This is a genomic window from Sorangium sp. So ce381 (assembly GCF_051473845.1).
Lineage (GTDB): Bacteria > Myxococcota_A > Polyangia > Polyangiales > Polyangiaceae > Sorangium > Sorangium atrum.
On record NZ_CP150336.1, the window covers coordinates 9246116 to 9262907 of the forward strand.

The following is a 16792-nucleotide window of genomic DNA, read 5'->3' on the forward strand; positions in this document are numbered from 1 at the left end:
AGCACGCCGGAGTGGCGTCCCGGGGGAGCTCGCCACGCTCCGCGGCCGTCACGCGTTCGGCAACCACATGCGGAACGCCGCGCCCCCGCACCGGCCCGCCGTCGCGGTGATCTCGCCGCCGTGCGCCTCGACGATGACCCGGCTCAGCGCGAGGCCGAGGCCGGTCCCCTTCACCTTGGCGGTCACGAGCGGATCGAAGAGGTGGTCGGCCACGCACGGATGAACGCCGGGGCCGTTGTCCTCGACCTCGAGGTGCGTGCGCTCATCGCCCCTCCACGCCCGCGTGACGATCACGCCGCCGGCCCCCTCGTCGAACGCCTCGATCGCGTTGAGGTAGAGGTTCGAGAAGACGCGCTCGAGAAGGATCGGGTCGCACAGGAGCGTGAGGTCGGCCGGCGCGACGGCGACCTCGAACCGGACCGCCGTGCGCAACACCAGCGCGTGCCGCGCGCTCTCGATGAGCCGGCCGAGGTGCGCCGGCTCGCGCCGCAGCGGCTCGCCGCGCGCCAGCCCGAGGACGCTGCCGATGACCTCGTGCGCCTTGCGGATCTCGCACGTCACCCGATCGAGGTGGCGCAGCAGGCAAGGCCGATCGTCGAGATCGCGCTGCGCCAGGTAGAGCGACGACTCCGCGACCGCGAGGGCGTTGCGCAGCTCGTGCGCGACGCTCGCGCCGACCGCCCCCGCCGCGGCCAGGCGCGCGGCGCAGCACGCCGTCTCGTGACCCTCCTTCGCCATAAAGCAAAGCCCAGCGTAGCCGATCCACGAGCGATCGCCCGCGCGCGCTCCGCGCTTCGCGCGTCGCGTTCCGTTCGCCGCCGCCGCCGCCGCCGGGAGGATCTTTACGACGCGACCGTCCCGGGCTGGCTCACTCGGCGTCCGCGGCGACCGGGAGGGCGGGTGTTTGCTCCGGAGCCGACTTGACGCGGCGCGCCCGATCGAGATCGAAGAGCGAGAAGCGCTCGCCCGCTGCGGAGCCCGCCGGCGAGGTGCGGCCGAACAGCTGAAGCCGCACGGCGCGGTGCGGCGGCGGCGTGATGGCGCCCGGCGCCTCTCCCGGCTCTCCCGCGATCACCGCCGCGACCTCGGACGACTTCACCGCACCCGAGCCGCGGATGTCGACCTCGACCTCGAGGGCGACGAGGTCGCCCACGAGCCCGGCGCGCGCGAGCGCCGAGTGGACCTCGGGCCCGCCGACCTCGGCCCGCACGAGGTACTGGCGCACGTCGACCATCTTGGCGAGCCGCTCGATCTCCCGGCGGATCGGGAGCGACGCGGCCGAGAGGGCGGCGCTGCAGCGGGCCGCGAGGAGCGCCTCCGCGTCGGCGCCGATCGCGGAGCGCGCGAAGGCGAGCGCGTAGCGCGCGCCGGCGATCAGCTTGCTCAGGGACGGGTCCTCCGGGCCGAGCTTGACGGCGCCGCGGAACACGAGCCCGCGCGGGCTCGCGGCCGACATCGCGGCGACGAGCGCGTCGAGCGCGGCGGGATCGAGATCGCGCTCGAGGCGGAGGTCGACGTACTCGTCGAGGCTGATCACGCCGAGCGAGAGCGCCGGCGAGAAGGTCATGTCGGGCTTCGGGTGGAAGCCCGCGGTGTAGGTCATCGGCGCGCCGACGCGCCGGAGCACGCGGGGCAGCTCGCGCACGACGTCGAGGTGGCCGAGCAGCGCCATCGGCCCGGCCTTCTCGAAGCGGAAGCGGTAGCGGAAGCCGCCGCGCCCCTTCGGCGCCGGCGCGATCCGCCGCGCGCGCTGGGGCGCCTCCCCCGCGGCGCGCGAGGGCTCCCTGTCGTCGCCGCTCGCCGGCTCCGCAGCGGGCGCGCTCGCCCGCTCCGCGCCTCCATCGCTCGCCCGCTCCACGCCGCCTCCGTTCGCCGGCTCGCCAGAGGGCCCCCCGGCGGCCGCGGGCGGCGCGGCGCCTGCGTCGGTGAGCACCGGCAGCGAGCGCCGGTGGGCGCCGAGCCGATCGAGGAACGTGAGCCGCTCCTCGCGCATCTGCGTCATATCGCAGGCGACGCCGCAGTCGTAACAGACGAGCCGCCGCGTGTCGGCCTTGGCGTCGTCGAGGTTCGTGTGGTGGACGAACGCGCCGGCGACCTTGCCGCACGGCGGGCTCAGGCGGCTCTGGAGCGCCTTCCTGTACTCCTTCGCGAGGAAGCCCTCCTCGAGGCCGACGTCGATGTGATCCCAGGGCAGCCGCGCCGTCACGGGGAGGGTTCCGAGGTACTTCGCGCGGTCGACGCCGACGTGCGTGAACGCCTCCTCCCACACGGCGAGATCGAGCTGGTCCTCCCACGAATCGAAGCGGGCGCCGCGCCGCCAGGCCCGCTCGAGGACGTCGGCGAGGGGGCGGTCGCCGCGGGCGAAGATGCCCTCGAGGACGCTGGCGTGGGCCTCGTGGGTCTTCAGCGTGACGGCGCGATACGGCCGCACCGTGTCCTTGAGCAGCTGCTGCTTGCGCCCGACCTCGCCGAGCGTGTCCATCGCCGCCCACTGGAAGGGCGTGTGAGGCTTCGGCACGTGGGTCGAGACGCTGACGGTCACGTCGACTGGCTTGCCCTTGCCCGCCGCCCTCCGCCCGGCGCCGGCCGCGCGGGCGCCCGTCTCGACGATGCCGCGCACGTCCTCGTCGGTCTCGGTCGGCAGGCCGATCATGAAGTAGAGCTTCATCTTGCCCCAGCCCCGGCTGAACACGCGCTCGGCCGTCTCGAGGAGCTGCTCCTCCGTGACGTTCTTGTTCACGACGTCGCGCATCCGCTGGGTCCCCGCCTCCGGCGCGAAGGTGAGGCCCGTCGCGCGCACGCGCTTGAGCTCGTCGAGCAGGTCGGGCTCGAGCCCGTAGGCGCGCAGCGACGAGACGCCGAGCGAGATGCGCTCCGCGGTGAGGCGCTCGGTGACCTTCTTGATGAGCGGCGAGATGCACGAGACGTCGGCGGTCGACAGCGCCGTGAGCGAGACCTCGTCCTGGCCGGACCTCTGCACCGCGCGCATCACGGTGTCGACGATCTGCTCGGGATCGCGCTCGCGGACGGGTCGGTAGATCATGCCGGCCTGGCAGAAGCGGCACCCCTCGGTGCAGCCGCGGGCGATCTCGATCGACATGCGGTCGAAGATGGCCTCGGGCCCGCCGGTGGGGCTCTCGTCGGGGAACGGGTACTGGTTCAGATCGACGAGGGCGCGCTCGATCGGGAGAGGGATCCCGGAGGCGAGCGGGCGGTCCACGACCTCGAAGCCGGTGTCGGGATCGAGCCGGGTCGCGTAGAGCGAGGGCACGTAGACGGCGCCGAGGCGCGCGATCGCGACGAGCCGCTCGCGCCGCGGCACGCCCTCGCGCTTGAGCCGCGCCCACGTGAGGGCGACCTCGGTCGCCTTCTCCTCGCCGTCGCCGATGACGATGGCGTCGAGGAAGGGGGCGATCGGCTCGGGGTGGGTCGCCGTCGGGCCGCCCGCGATCACGATCGGGTCGTCCTCGCCGCGGTCCGCCGCGCGCAGCGGGATGCCGCCGAGGTGCAGCATCGTGAGGATGTTGGAGTACGTGAGCTCGAACTGGAGGGAGAAGCCCACGACGTCGAAGTCCCTGAGCGGGCGCGCGGACTCGAGGGACACGAGCGGCAGCCCGCGCTTCACGAGCTGGGCCTCCATGTCGACCCAGGGCGTATAACAGCGCTCGGCCAGCGTGCGCGGGTCGTCGTTCAGGAGCTTGTAGAGGATCTTGAAGCCGAGGTGGCTCATCCCGATGTCGTAGACATCCGGGAATGCCAGGCAGACGCGCGCCTCGACCGACGCCCAGTCCTTCACGACCGAGCCGACCTCGCCGCCCGCGTAGCGCGCGGGCTTCTCGACCTGATCGAGGAAGGAGGCGTACGGGTGATCGGCGAGCAGGGGGAGGCTGTCCATGGCGCCTCGGCGCGTAGCATGGCCGGCCGGCGCCGGCACCCGCGGCCCGCTCGAGCCGGCTCGATCCGCCGTCCGGGGCCGCAGGCCGGAGCGGCGCGGCGGTCTCCTTGGGCTATGCTCACGACGTGCGCGAGCGTGATGCCCATCATGTGGAGCTCGACCGGGCGCGGCACGTCGAGTACCGGGACCCCAGCGAGTTCGACCGGATCGCCTTTGCCATGCGCACGCTGGACCGCCTCCGGCCGAAGCGGATGACGGTGGCCGTCTACCCCGCGCTCGCCGCGATGCGCGTCGAGCGCGGGAGCAACTTGCATCGCGGCGAGGGCGGCTCGTGGGCGATCGTCGGCATCCCGCCGCACGCGAGCCGCGAGCACATCGCGTACGCCCTCGCCGAGCTCGCGGGCGTCGAGTCGGTGCCCTACGCCGTACAGAGCCTCCTTGCCGCCGACAGGAACACCGACGCCTAGGCGCGCGCGCCGTAGCGTTGGAGCGCCGGAGCGCCGCTGCACGGACATCGCCTCCGTCCCGAGATCGGCCGCGCGCGGCGGCGGGGCGGATGGTATTGCGCCCCGCACGAGGGAGAGCGACGCTGCGCCCGTGCCTGCTCCGATCCGGCAACACATCGCGCGCCACCGCGCGGCGAAGGCGGTGTGGAGCGTCATCATCAGCCTGGATCGCCACAACGGGCCGCGGGCCGCGAGCGCGATGGCCTTCGACGCGTTCCTCAGCCTGATCCCGCTCGCCGCCTTCGCCGGCTATGTGCTCAGCCGGATCCACCAGTGGTCGGATGTGGTGGTGCGGCCCATCCTGCAGGCGGCGCCCCCGGACGTCGCGAAGCTCGTCTCGGAGGAGCTCATCCGGCTCTCGCAGTCGTCGGCGGTCGCGCCGATCAGCATCACCGGCTTCCTCTGGATCACGTCCTCCGGGCTCTCGACCGCCATGGGCGTGTTCGACACGATCTACAACACGCGCGAGCGCCCCTGGTACGTGCGCAGGGCGATCGCGGCGGCGTGCGTGATGGCCAGCCTGGCCGTGGTGCCCGTGGTCGCAGGCGTCGGCGTGCTGATCGGCACGCTCTCCGGATCGATCGGCGCCCGCATCGTCGCCTTCGCCCTCCCCGGGGGCCTCGTCATCTGCATGGTCGCCGCCTTCTTCAGGATCTCGATCCAGCGCCCGAACATCGAGCGACGCCGGATCTTCCCGGGCGCGGTGCTCACGGTGGTGCTCTGGTCCGCCGTGTCGACCCTCTTCTCGCTCTACGTGGCCACGCTCGGCCGCTACGCCACGTTCTACGGGAGCCTCGCGACCGTCGCGATCTTCCTGTTCTGGCTGTGGCTCCTGGCGCTGGCGCTGCTCATCGGGGGCGAGCTGAACGCGCGCCTGGAGCGGGAGCGCGCCGGCGTGACGTCGATCCCGCCCCCCGGCAAGTGGAGCGCGCTCGCGCTCTCCGACCTGCCCGAGCTCTCCGACCTGCCCCAGGGCGTCACGCCGCCGCCCCAGAGCGCCACGCCGCTGCCCCTGAGCACCACCCTCCCCCAGGGCGCGGCGCTCCCCCGCGGGGCCGCGGCGCGGCTCGGCGACGCCCAGGGCGCGGGCGGCGCGGACGAGGACGAAGCGCGCGGCGCGCCGAGCTCGCCGCGCGAGCACCAAGCCGCGGGGTAGGCCGAAGCGGCGGAAGGCCGACGCCCCCGGCGGCCGCGCGCTGAAGGACGGACGGTCGACGCGCGACGGTTCGGCTCGGCACGGGCGGTGAAAGCGCCTTCGCTCGTCCGCCACTCGGCGCTCACTCGGCGCGCATTCGCACGGTGGGTGCGCGCAACTCGCGCAGGGGCATGTCGAGGGCGGGCGTGAGGGGGAGCAGTCGAGCGTGCACGCGCACTACGGAGCGGGGGGTGACGGGGGCGGCAACCGACGCGCCGCGCCTTTGCCGGGCGACGCCGGGCTGTACTTTCTGGGGGCGCTGCACGAGCTCGTCGCCGTCGGCCTGCACCGCCCAGCGCTCGAGGCGCTGTGCGCGGGGCAGCGCGACCTCGCGGAGCCGCCCATCGACCGCGCCTACCTGCTCAAGATCCTCGACGAGGAGATCTGCCGGCAGTTCGGGCATCCGCTCCGGCCGCTCATCGAGCTCGTGCTCAACGCGGCCGACGCGGCCCGCGCGCCGCAGCCCGTCGTCGACGTCGCCGTCACCGACGGGCGCGTCGAGGTCAGCGACGCCGGCGCCGGCATGGGGCTCCGGGCAATCCTCTCACGGCTGCTCATCCCGTTCGCGACGGACAAGCGGCCAGGGATCGATCTCGGCCGGTTCGGGGTCGGGTTCTTTTCCGTGCTCGGGCTGGGGCTCTCGGATCCGGAGAGCTTCAGCCTGCACCTCACCACCGGCGACGGCGTCGAGGGCTGGGCGATCCGCGTCGTCGCCTGGCCCAGCGCGGGCGACGCGAGCAGCGCGCCTGCGGCCGCCTCGGAGGAGCCCGGGCAAGCCCGCGGCCGCGCGTCGCCCGAGCTCACCGCCGCCCTGATGTGCTCGGTGCGCCGGATCGCGCCGCTGCTCGGGACGCGCGTGCGCGTCACCTCGGCGCTGCTCGAGACCGCCACGGTCCGCGCTTACCTGCGCGACGCGCTCCACTTCTTCCCCGCGAGCCGCGCCCTCGTGCTGCTCGACGGCGCGGCCGTGAACGACGGCCGGCTGATCTCCGGCGGGCAGCTCATCCAGGAGCGGGTCGCTGTCGCGCCGCAGCCCCCCGGCGCGGCCGCGCTGGAGTCGCGGCCCCACCTCGAGGCGGAGCGCGACGACGCGCTCCTCGCGCGGTTCCACGTCGGCGGGCGAGGGCTGCTCCCGAGCATCTCGGCGGCCACCTTCCACGCCGGGGTCAAGGTCGACGCCTGCCTCGCCCTCGCCGAGCTCGCGCTCATCGATTTCCCGGCCGCCGTGGAGCTCACCGAGGGGCGGGACGCGCTCAAGGTCGGGCCCGAGTTCACCGCGGTCGCGACCGCGTTCTACCGGCGCCTCATCGAGCTCGCCGCGGCCAGCGGCGAGGGCCGTCGCACGCGCGACAGGCTCGCCGAGATGGCCGCCCAGATCAGCGCGCTCATGCTGCAATCCGCGGGCTGGGACGAGGTCGCCCTCGATCTCGCGCGGGCCCTGCTCGGCCCCGGGCGCTGCATGGTGACCCCCGAGCGGCGCGAGGCGCTGCTCGGGTTCCTCGGGCCGAGCGTGGCCGAGCGGCTGTTCGTGCCGGAGAGCTTCTGGGCGGAGCGCGAGTGGCAGCCTCACCTGCCCGGCGAGCGCGAGCTGCTCGAGGACGAGCTCGAGATCGACGCGCCGGAGACGCTCTCGGCCCTGGCGCGGCGCCGCGGCGACCTCGGGGGGCTGCCGCTGCTCGTCGCGCGGGCGACGAGCCCGCACACGACGATGGTCGCCCTCTGCCGGAGCCGGCTCCAGCCGGATCGCGGCGCGGGCGCGGCGGCGCGCCGGGCGCCGGGCGCGCCGCCGCTCCCCGACGCGCCGGGGCGGCGTCCGGCCGGGCCGCTGCCGTGCCTCGGCACGCGCCGGCTCCTGCTCATCCGCGACGACAGCGCGGCGGTGCGGCGCCCCTCGGGCTGGAGCGACGGGTACGCGCTGCGGGCCGCCTTCGACCGGGCCTCCGGGGTGCGCGAGGCCGATCTCGAGCGCGATCTCATCGTCGGCGAACCCGTGGACGGGACGGCCTTCGCGGCGCCCCGGCCCGGCGAAAGGACGTCTGGAGGCGAGCCATGACCCAGATCTCGTACGGGCTTTTCTCGGAGCTCTTGCTCGTGCGGATCCACGGGCGCGCCGAGGCCTACCTGCAGGCGAGCAGCGCGGAGCGCCTCGCGCTCGTCGCCGCCTGCCGCGGCGAGGCCACGGTGCCCGACCTCGCGCAGCGCATCCTCTCGCGCACCATCTACGCGCAGGCGTCGTCGCGCATCGGCCCGCTCCGCGAGCTGCTCCAGAACGCGCTCGACGCGTCGCCGCCGGGCGCCCGCATCGACGTCCGCTCGTCCGAGGACGGGCGCGAGATCTCGGTCACCGATCAGGGCCGCGGCATGGGCCGGACCGAGCTCCTCGCCGACCTGCTCGTGCCCTTCCGGAGCGGCAAGGCGGGCGAGCCCGACGCGATCGGCGAGCACGGGATAGGCTTCTTCTCCGTGCTCGAGATCGCGCCGTGGATCGAGGTGGTCACGGCGACGCCCTCGGGCGGGCACCGGCTGCTCGTCGCGCCGCTCGGCGGGGGGCCGCCCTACGAGGACTTCTCGTGGACGCTCCTGTCGTTGCCCCGCCCCTCGCCCGCGCCGTACGCGGACGGCGGCCGCGCGGGCGTCCCCGCGTCGCCGCGCGCCTCCGAGCCGCCGCGCCGCCCGACGACGGGCACCTCGGTGAGGCTGTCGCTCGCGCAGCCGATCTCGCGGCCGGCGCTCGCCGCGGAGGTCACCGCGGCGGTGGGGCTGGTCGACGCGGCCGTCGCGCGGATCTACGTGGACGGCGCGCTCGTCAACACGGCGCGCGGGCGCCTCCGCCGCGCCGCGGAGGTGCCGCTCCGGCTCCCGCCGTCGGGCGAGCTCTGCGGCGCGGTCGAGCTGCTCGTCGGCCGGGGCGACGGCATCGAGCCGCAGCTCACGATCACCCAGAAGGGGCTCACGGTGGCGACGCGGATCGATCCCTTCCCCGGCCCCGAGCTCGGGCTTCACCGCGAGCTCGCGCGGGCGATCACGGCGGCGGGCTTCGGCCTGGTCGCGGAGCTGCCGCTCGGCGTGCCGCTCAACAAGGGCCGCTCCGCGGTCGCGGCCACCGCGTCCACGGCGGTCGAGGAGGCGCTCATCGCTGCCTTCGAGCGGTTCGTCCTGCGCGACGCCCTGTACGACCGCGAGCTCCTTCGCGCTGTCGATCACCGCCTCTCCTCGGTCCTCGACCGGCTCCTCCACGCGGCGCTGCTCGGCGAGAGCATCACGATCGCGTCCGCGCAGGCGGTGGACGAGCTCGATCCGGTCGCGCGCACCCCCACGGTGGCGGCGCCCGAGCACGTCATCCGCTTCGCGAGCGGTCTGCTCGACGCGCCCCTCTTCCGGTCGATCGTGGTCGACGCCGGCCAGCGGCCCTCGGGGGCGGCGCTGTCCCCGCCCGGCCAGGTCCACTACCGGAGCGCGCCGCTGACGCTGCGCGAGCTGCTCCAGGCGCACCGGACCGGCGCGCTCCGCCCGCTCGAGGCCGCGCCGTCGCTGTCGTCGAGCCAGGTCCGCAGCACCGCCCGCTGGCCGCTCGGCGCCTCCGGTCCGGGGCCAGAGGCCGCCGTGGGGCGGGAGGCGCCCGGCGTGCGGCCCGGGGAGCTCGTGTACCTCGCGCTCGACGAGCCGCTCGCGCAGGCGTTCTGGCGGCGCCTCGCGAGCGAGGGCGCGGCGTCGCAGCCCCTCCAGGCCGCCGCCGGGGCGCCGCCGCGGGCGCCGAGCGCCGCCCCGTGCCCGATGCCCCGCACCTCGCGCGAGGCGCTCCTCAAGACCGCGATCGACGTGCCCGGCGTCCGCGCCGTGGCCGCGGCGATGACGATCATCGAGCGGCTCGACGCGGCGATCTCCGAGTCCACGGACCTGCCGGCGTCGCCGATCTGGGTGCACCAGGACCTCTACGGCCCCGACGAGATGGCGCACACCGACGGGAGCGGGATCAGCGTGAACCTCGCGTCGGCGCGGGTGCGGGCGCTGCTCACCGCGGTGCTCCTGCGCGACGACGCGGTCGCCTTCACGGCGCTGGCGGATCTCCTGCTCCACGAGAAGACGCACGTCTCGCTGGCGAGCTACGTCCCGCGCCCGACGGCCGAGCACGGCACGAGCTTCTACCGCCGCAAGGACTGGATGCGCCGCCGCCTGCTCGCGGCGATCGCGAGCGGCGCGGTCGCCGACCCGATGCGCTGGCTCGCGGTGGCGCGGCGGGGGCTCGCGAGCGCGGCGCTGCCGGCGCCTTCGGAGCTCTCGCAGGCGTTCCTCGCGGCGGCCGCGGCCGCATAACGCATCACGCTGGTCAGAGATAGGCTGTTCGACCTGCGGTGAGATCGCCACGGGGCGTCGCGCGAACGGGCGCTCGGAGGACCCGAGCGCCCTCATGAAGCATTGAACGCCATGTGGCAGCGGACCTGCGTCTCGGTCGGCCCGAGCTCAGGTACGCAAACCATGATCACCGTGACGCGCCGGCACAACCCGACACAGCTCCAGCAACGTGGAACCGTTCCGGCGCGCTTCCCTGAACCGGCTCAGCGGGAGACGAGGTCCTGCATCCAGGCGACGTCGTCCGGCGTCGTCTCCTGGAGCTCGCCGGCCCACTCCTCGTCGGTCATGCGCTGGAAGTCCCCGGTGATCTTCTCGAAGTACGAGGAGGCGAGCCCCACGAAGGCGCGCGGCGCGCCGCACGGATCGGCGGTGACGACCATGAGCCGCGGCCGGCCGGTGCCCACGTGCAGCACGCGCCCGACCGGCGCGCCGCCCTCGTCGGTCGGCTGCGTGTGCACGTCGGCGATCGTCGGGTCCTCGGCCACCGTCTGGAAGACGTCGTAGAAGAGCCCGGCGTACCAGCCCTCCGCCCCCTCGTCCGAGCCGCAGCCGTGCTGTATCCGGACGGCCTGGTTGATGAAATCGAGGTGCTCCGCCGTGAGGGGCACCCCGGCGCGCTCGTTCTCGGCCATTTCGCCGAGCGTCCGCGCGACGCTCTGCAGCCGCGCGAAGTACGCCGGGACCCGCTGGTCCAGCAGCGCCGGCGCGTTCGACAGATCGAGCGCGTCGACGACGCGCCCGCCTTGCTCCGCCAGCTCGGCGATGCGCGCATAGAACGCCGGGTACGGGTCGACGTAGGCGTCCGGGAACTCGCACGTGGCGCCGCTCGTGTACGACTGCTTGGCGTAGAGCAGCGTGTCGTGCCGGAGCTCGGCCCACGAGGCCAGCTGGGTGTTCAGGAGGCGCCGGCCCCACGCCTCGGTCTTCGCCACCGCGGGCAGCCCCGCGGCGTCGGCGAGCGCCTTCGCCGGCGACAGCTCCCGCAGCGCGCCGAGCCAGCGGTTGTAGAGGTTCTTGCTCCAGAAGTCGCCGGGGTGCGCGTCGACGAGCACGCGCATCATGTGCAGGTCCGGCGCGTAGGGGAACTGCCCGAGCTCGGGCGCGAGCAGCTGTCCCGCCTGATCGTTGCCGAGCGCGGCGAAGCCCACGTCGAGCGGGCTCGGCATCATGCGCTTGACGGTGCCGCCCTTCACCCGATCGTAGACCACGTTCGAGAAGACGTGGGAGTCGACGACGTACCGCTGGCCGAGCAGCGCGAAGCTCGACGAGAGGGGCATCGTGCCCTTGTCGAGGCCGTTGATCATGATGTGGCTCGAGATCCGCTGCGTCCCGTGGCCCTTCTTCACCACGACGTCGATGATCTGCTCGTCCGAGAGCCCGGCGAGGCCGGCGGCGTCGGCGAGGCCGAGGTCCTTGAGCAGGACGTCGAGCTCGGGCAGCGTCATGGTGTCGCTCTCGCCGACGAACGTCTGGACCGTGTCGTCGATGCGCGTGTACCGGGCGAGGGTGTTCTCGTCGGCGAGGGCGCGCAGCGCGTAGGCGCCCTCGAGCTGCCGCCGCTGGAGGATCTGCGTGCCGTCCTGCTGGGTCTCCAGGAAGCGGAAGTCGACGCGGCCGAGCCACATCATGCTGCGGAAGTAGCGCTGGAGCTCCGGCGCGTCGGTGTAGTGGCCGCGTGGCTCGAACTGCGAGAAGTCCATGATCCGGCCTGTGCCGAAGAGGAGCACCTCGGCCATGCCCTGGTGGGCCTTGGCGCCCGCGACGAGCTCGTCGATCTTCGCGGCGTCCGCGCCCGCGACGGGCGCGACGGGCGCGTCGTTCAGGAGCGAGAGCGCGACAGCGGTGAAGAGGTCCACGTCGGCGCGCGCCTCGGCGCCGAGCTCGCCGGCGGCGCCCGCGGCGAGCCGCGCGCGCATCTCCTCGAGCATCGCCCCGAGCTCGGGCGCGAGCGCGGCGAGCTCCACGTCCTTCAGGATCGCGTCGTACGAGCGGTGGACCGCGTACAGGATGGAGTCGGCGGACACGTAGAGCGGCAGATCGAGCGCGTAGATGCTCGCGTAGCCGTAAGTGAAGGTCGGGAAGGCTTTCTTCTCCGAGATGACGAAGCCGTTCGCGGAGAGCTTCGCGAGCTCGTCCTGGTCGAGGGCGAGCGTGGAGCCCTGGACGAGCGAGAGGCCCTCGGCGTCCGCCGGCGCGTAAGGCAGGTCCGAGGCGAAGGGGACGGCGTACCTCGAGGCGAAGTCCTCCGCGGTCATGTTCGCCGAGGACTCCTGCTCATCGAGCAGCGCGTTGAGCTCTGCTTGCTGCTCGGGCCCGAGCGGCGCCGGGGGCTGCTCCGATTGCGTACCGCCGCTCTGCGTACCGCCGGTGTCGGGCTGCTGGTTGCTCTCGCCGGAGCAGCCGCCGGCGAGCGCAAGGAGGATCGGGACGACGTGAAAGTGAAGAAGCATTTTGCGCATCGTGTTTCCCTTCCAGAGCGCGCCTCCAGTGCGCGGGGCGCGGCGACCCCGCTACGGGCAAGGACAGTGCCGCGGGCGCGAGGCGCGCTCCCGTCCTCGTCCGAACAGGAAAGATCTGCTCCGATGCATCAGGATACGACGCCATCGGGAGGGCACGCCGCCGAGGAGGACCGGCGCGATGTCGCCGCGCCGGGATCGGATCGGGCCGCTCGCGATCTGCGCTTTGCGCGGAGAGCGCGTGGATTGACCATGAAGACCGTCGGCGAGAAGAAGCTCTCGTGTTGTCCTGACGACTCTCCTGTTCACTCTTCGCGCCGATCGGTGCTTGAGGGACCGCCGCTCGTGAGCCGCCCATTACTGTCGATTTCTTGCTCCCCATGACAAAATGGGAACACCGCTGTTCAACGGGGCCCCGAGGAAACTTGGCGGCCCCACGCACGATGAGCGTGACGGCGGCGAATCGGATCCACTACAAGGGGCGCCGGAGGCCAACCATGACCATCACGTTCTATTACGCCCCTCAGTCCAGCGCTGGTCGCATCCGCATCTCGCTCGCCGAGCTCGGCGTCCCCCACGAGGCCGTCCGGGTCGATCTGCGCGCCGGAGACCAGAGGAAGCCGGAGTTCCTCGCGCTCAACCCCAATGGCCAGGTGCCGACCCTCGTGATCGACGGCACGCCGATGTTCGAGTCGGTGGCGATCCAGATCGCCCTCGGCGAGCGCTACGGCGTCCAGAAGGGCCTGTGGCCGGCCCCCGGCTCGCCCGAGCAGCTCATGGCCCTGACCTGGCTCGTCTGGGGACAGGTCAACGTCACCAGCGCCCTGTACCGCTACATGAAGAACACGAGCGAGTGGTTCCCCAAGGAGCAGCAGGACGCCAAGCAGGCCGAGGCCGCGCTGAACGAGGTGCGCGGCCTGCTCCGCATCCTCGACGGCCGGCTCGACGGCCGCCCGTACGTCACCGGCGAGCGCTGTACCCTGGCGGATCTCGATCTCGCGTCCGTGCTCGGGTGGGGCCTGTCGATGACCAAGATCGACACCTCGGATCTGAAGAACCTGAAGGGCTGGCTCGGCCGCATCATGGAGCGCCCGGCCGTGAAGGCCGCCATGGTCGACGACTGAGCCCGCGGGCGCCTCGCTCGCCCCGAGCGGGCGAGGCGCCGCCGCCTCTTCACCGCCCGCGCGGCCCGCGCCGACCGTCACGCGCGCTGTCGGCGTCATGTCGGCGCGATGTCGGGGCCCGCGCCCCGAGCGCCCTTGCGCGCGCCCGGCGCGTCGCGCTCCGAGCCCCCTTGCGCGCGCCCGACACATGCTAGAACTCGGCCGCAATGACGGTCCTCCAGGTCGCCGACCTCAGCTTCGGTTACGGCGCGGACAGGCTCTTCCAGGGCATCACCTTCTCCCTGGAGCAAGGCCAGCGCGCCGCGCTCGTCGCCCCGAACGGCGCAGGCAAATCGACGCTGCTCCGCCTCGTCACCCGCGAGCTCACCCCCGACACGGGCTCGGTCGTGATCCGCAAGGGGATCCGGTTCGCGTACTTCCGGCAGTCGCACGAGCTCGCGGCCGAGGGCACGGTGCTCGACGCCTTCCTCTCCGGCTTCTCCGAGGTGCTCGAGCTGCGCCACGCCCTCACCGCGGCGCAGCACGCGGCCGCCAGCGGCAGCGAGGCCGACCTCGCCCGCCTCAGCGATCTCACCGACCGCTACCACATCGCCGGCGGCGACGACCTCGAGCGCCGCGTGGAGATCATCGCGGCCCACCTCGGGTTCTCGCCCGCCGACATGGAGCGCCCCGTCGCGAGCCTGTCCGGCGGCGAGCGCGGGCGCCTGCAGCTCGGCGTCGTGCTCGCCATCGAGCCCGATCTCCTGCTGCTCGACGAGCCCACGAACCACCTCGACATCGAGACCATCACCTGGCTCGAGAAGCACCTCGCGGGCCTCGGCGGCGCGCTGCTCTGCGTCTCGCACGACCGCGCGTTCCTCGACGCCGTCTGCCCGCACACGTTCGAGCTCGGGCAGCGCAGCTTCCGCGCCTACCCGCTCAAGTACAGCGACTACGCGCTCGCCCGCGAGGAGGACCTCGCCCGGGAGCGGGAGCTCGCCGAGCGGCAAGAGGCGTTCGTCGCCAAGACCGAGGACTTCATCCGGCGCAACATCGCCGGCCAGAAGACGAAGCAGGCGCAGAGCCGGCGCAAGATGCTCGACAAGCTCGAGACGATCGACCGGCCCGAGGACGTGTGGGCGACCGCCGAGAAGGTCCGGTTCCGGTTCGCGCCCGCGCCGCGCAGCGGGGACATCGTGCTCGACGCGCGCGGGCTGGGCGCCTCGCGCGGCGGGCGCACGCTCTTCTCCGGGGTGGACCTCCTCCTGCGGCGCGGCGACCGCGTCGGCATCGTGGGGCCCAACGGGACCGGCAAATCGACGCTGCTCAAGCTGCTCGCCGGCGCCGGCGCGCCCGAGGACACGGGCGACGTGCGGCGCGGGACGAACCTCTGCCAGGGCTACTTCGACCAGCACCTCGGCTCGCTCGACCCGTCGAGGACCGCGGTCGAGGAGATCCGCAGCGTGCGAGCCGACATGAACGTCGACGCGACACGCCAGTACCTGTCGCGCTTCCGCTTCTACGGGGACGACGCGCTCCGGAAGGTGCAGGGCTTCTCCGGCGGCGAGCGGAGCCGGCTCGCGCTCGGCAAGCTGCTCCTCGAGCCGCGCAACCTGCTCTTCCTCGACGAGCCGACGAACCACCTCGACATCCCCGCCGCCGAGATCCTCGAGGAGGCGCTCGCGGGCTTCGAGGGCACGGTGCTGCTCGTCTCGCACGACCGCAGGTTCCTCGAGGCGGTGACGACGCGCATCGTCGCGGTGCGCGAGGGGCGCGTGGACATCTACCCGGGCGGCTTCCGCGACTACCGCGACAACCTCGAGAAGCTCGCGGCCGAGGCGGAGGAGGCGGAGCGCGCGCGCGAGGAGGGCGAGAGGGCGAAGGGCGCGCGGGGAGCGCGGAAGGCGGCGAGCGCGCCGCCGCCGCGCGAGGAGCCGCGGGCGGAGGCGGCGGACAGGGGCGCGAAGGCTCCTGGCCGCGCGGTGCGGCGGAGCGGCGCGACGATGCCGCCGCCGGACGACGCGGGCGCGGGCGACGCGGCGGCGCGGCGCCGGGCGTTCGAGAGCGACAAGGCGGCGGCGCGGGCGACGGAGCGCAAGCGCAAGCGGGTCAAGGAGCTGGAGGCGGAGATCGCGGCGGGCGAGTCGCGGCTCGCGGAGATGCGCGAGGCGCTCAAGCAGGACCCGGGCGGCGACTGGGCGAAGCTCGCGGCGGCGGCGCGCGAGGAGCAGGCGCTCGCGAAGCGCGTCGACGCGGCGATGGCGGAGTGGATGGCGCTGAGCGAGGAGCTCGGGGCCGCGGCGACGGTGGGAGGCGAGGCGTGAGGGGGGCGGGGGGCCCGCCGGGGGGACGCGTCGCAGAGGGGCGCGTCGCAGGGGGGCGCGTCGCGTGGGCCCGTGTCGCGGGGGTGCTGCTCGCGCTCGCCGCGGCGGCGCTCGGCCCGGCGTGCAAGGAGAAGCGCGACGACGGCACCACGCCGGCGCAGGCCGTCGCCGAGCTGCCGCCGCTCGAGCTCCGCGACGACACGGCGAACCTGATGCTGACGTGGATCGACGAGAAGGGCGACACGCACGTCGAGATGCGCCCGGCCGACGTGCCGGCCGAGGGCCGCGCGCTCGTTCGCGCCATGCTCTCGGACCGGACGGAGGGGACGCGGGACGCGTTCTACGTCGCGGATCTGACGCAGAAGCGGCCGGACGGCACGTATGCGGTCCGGACGATGCCGCGGAGGGAATGGGAGTCGCTGCTGGAGAAGCGGCGCGCCGAGCACCTCGCGAAGACGGCGCCGCCGCCCGCGGCGCCGGGCCCCGGCGGCTCGGCGGGCGCCGGCGCGCCGGGCGCGCCGAGCCACCTCGCGGGGGTCACGGTGATCATCTACGGCGCCTCGTGGTGCAAGCCGTGCCACCAGGCCGCGGACTACCTGCGCTCGAAGGGGATCGCCGCGGTGGTGAAGGACATCGAGGAGGACGCGGGCGCGGCCGCGGAGATGCAGGACAAGCTCGCGAAGAGCCACCAGCGCGGCGGCAGCATCCCGATCATCGACGTGCGGGGGCAGATCCTCGTGGGGTTCAGCCCGGGGGCCATTGACCAGGCGCTCGCGCGGGCGGCGGGCGGGACGACGCTCTGAGGCGCTGACAGCCGGCAGGGAGGGCCCAGCGCTGGCCGGACTCCAGGGTGCGATGTTACAACGAGCGCGAACACGCCGGCCTCTTCGATGATGGCGCCGGCGGTAGCTCCTGTCCCGCAGACCAGCGCGCCCGGCATGGCGAATTCACAGAAAGGAT

10 protein-coding genes are annotated in these 16792 nt (G+C 73.7%); 7 read left to right on the forward strand and 3 right to left on the reverse strand.

Features of this window, described 5'->3' with window-relative positions; translation table 11 throughout:
- Window positions 1-48: 48 nt before the first annotated feature.
- Both WMF29_RS34635 and WMF29_RS34640 read right to left on the reverse strand, forming a co-directional pair.
- A complete protein-coding gene (locus tag WMF29_RS34635; protein ID WP_437324378.1) occupies window positions 49-738 on the reverse strand; it encodes a sensor histidine kinase in 690 nt (229 codons plus the stop codon).
- 130 nt (window positions 739-868) lie between these two features.
- Window positions 869-3895, reverse strand: a complete 3027-nt coding sequence (locus tag WMF29_RS34640) for a TIGR03960 family B12-binding radical SAM protein (RefSeq protein ID WP_437324379.1) — start codon at window positions 3893-3895, stop codon at window positions 869-871.
- 125 nt (window positions 3896-4020) lie between these two features.
- Here WMF29_RS34640 and WMF29_RS34645 point away from each other — a divergent pair, with 125 nt between their 5' ends.
- From WMF29_RS34645 to WMF29_RS34660, 4 genes are all read left to right on the forward strand, one after another.
- Complete coding sequence (locus WMF29_RS34645; RefSeq protein WP_272095461.1) at window positions 4021-4362, forward strand: hypothetical protein; 342 nt, start codon at window positions 4021-4023, stop codon at window positions 4360-4362.
- Window positions 4363-4492: 130 nt separating this feature from the next.
- On the forward strand, window positions 4493-5557 hold the full coding sequence (locus tag WMF29_RS34650) for a YihY/virulence factor BrkB family protein (RefSeq protein WP_437324380.1): 1065 nt from the start codon (window positions 4493-4495) through the stop codon (window positions 5555-5557).
- Window positions 5558-5762: 205 nt separating this feature from the next.
- Window positions 5763-7649: an ATP-binding protein gene (locus WMF29_RS34655; protein ID WP_437324381.1), complete on the forward strand. Its 1887-nt coding sequence runs from the start codon at window positions 5763-5765 to the stop codon at window positions 7647-7649.
- A complete protein-coding gene (locus WMF29_RS34660) occupies window positions 7646-9910 on the forward strand; it encodes an ATP-binding protein (protein ID WP_437324382.1) in 2265 nt (754 codons plus the stop codon). Before WMF29_RS34655 ends, WMF29_RS34660 begins: the two co-directional genes overlap by 4 nt.
- Window positions 9911-10152: 242 nt before the next feature.
- Here WMF29_RS34660 and WMF29_RS34665 read toward each other — a convergent pair whose 3' ends face one another.
- Complete coding sequence (locus WMF29_RS34665; RefSeq protein WP_437324383.1) at window positions 10153-12408, reverse strand: DUF3160 domain-containing protein; 2256 nt, start codon at window positions 12406-12408, stop codon at window positions 10153-10155.
- 494 nt (window positions 12409-12902) lie between these two features.
- On the opposite strand from WMF29_RS34665, the gene WMF29_RS34670 reads away from it, so the two are divergent.
- The 3 genes from WMF29_RS34670 (at window position 12903) to WMF29_RS34680 (ending at window position 16635) form a co-directional block, all read left to right on the forward strand.
- The gene (locus WMF29_RS34670; RefSeq protein ID WP_437324384.1) at window positions 12903-13529 is read left to right on the forward strand and encodes a glutathione S-transferase family protein; all 627 of its coding nucleotides are present in this window, start codon (window positions 12903-12905) and stop codon (window positions 13527-13529) included.
- Between the two features lie 206 nt (window positions 13530-13735).
- Complete coding sequence (locus tag WMF29_RS34675) at window positions 13736-15832, forward strand: ABC-F family ATP-binding cassette domain-containing protein (protein WP_437324385.1); 2097 nt, start codon at window positions 13736-13738, stop codon at window positions 15830-15832.
- Window positions 15829-16635 (forward strand): glutaredoxin domain-containing protein, encoded by an 807-nt coding sequence (locus WMF29_RS34680; protein WP_437324386.1) that lies wholly within the window; start codon window positions 15829-15831, stop codon window positions 16633-16635. The genes WMF29_RS34675 and WMF29_RS34680 overlap by 4 nt, the downstream gene beginning before the upstream one ends.
- The last annotated feature ends 157 nt before the right edge of the window (window positions 16636-16792 follow it).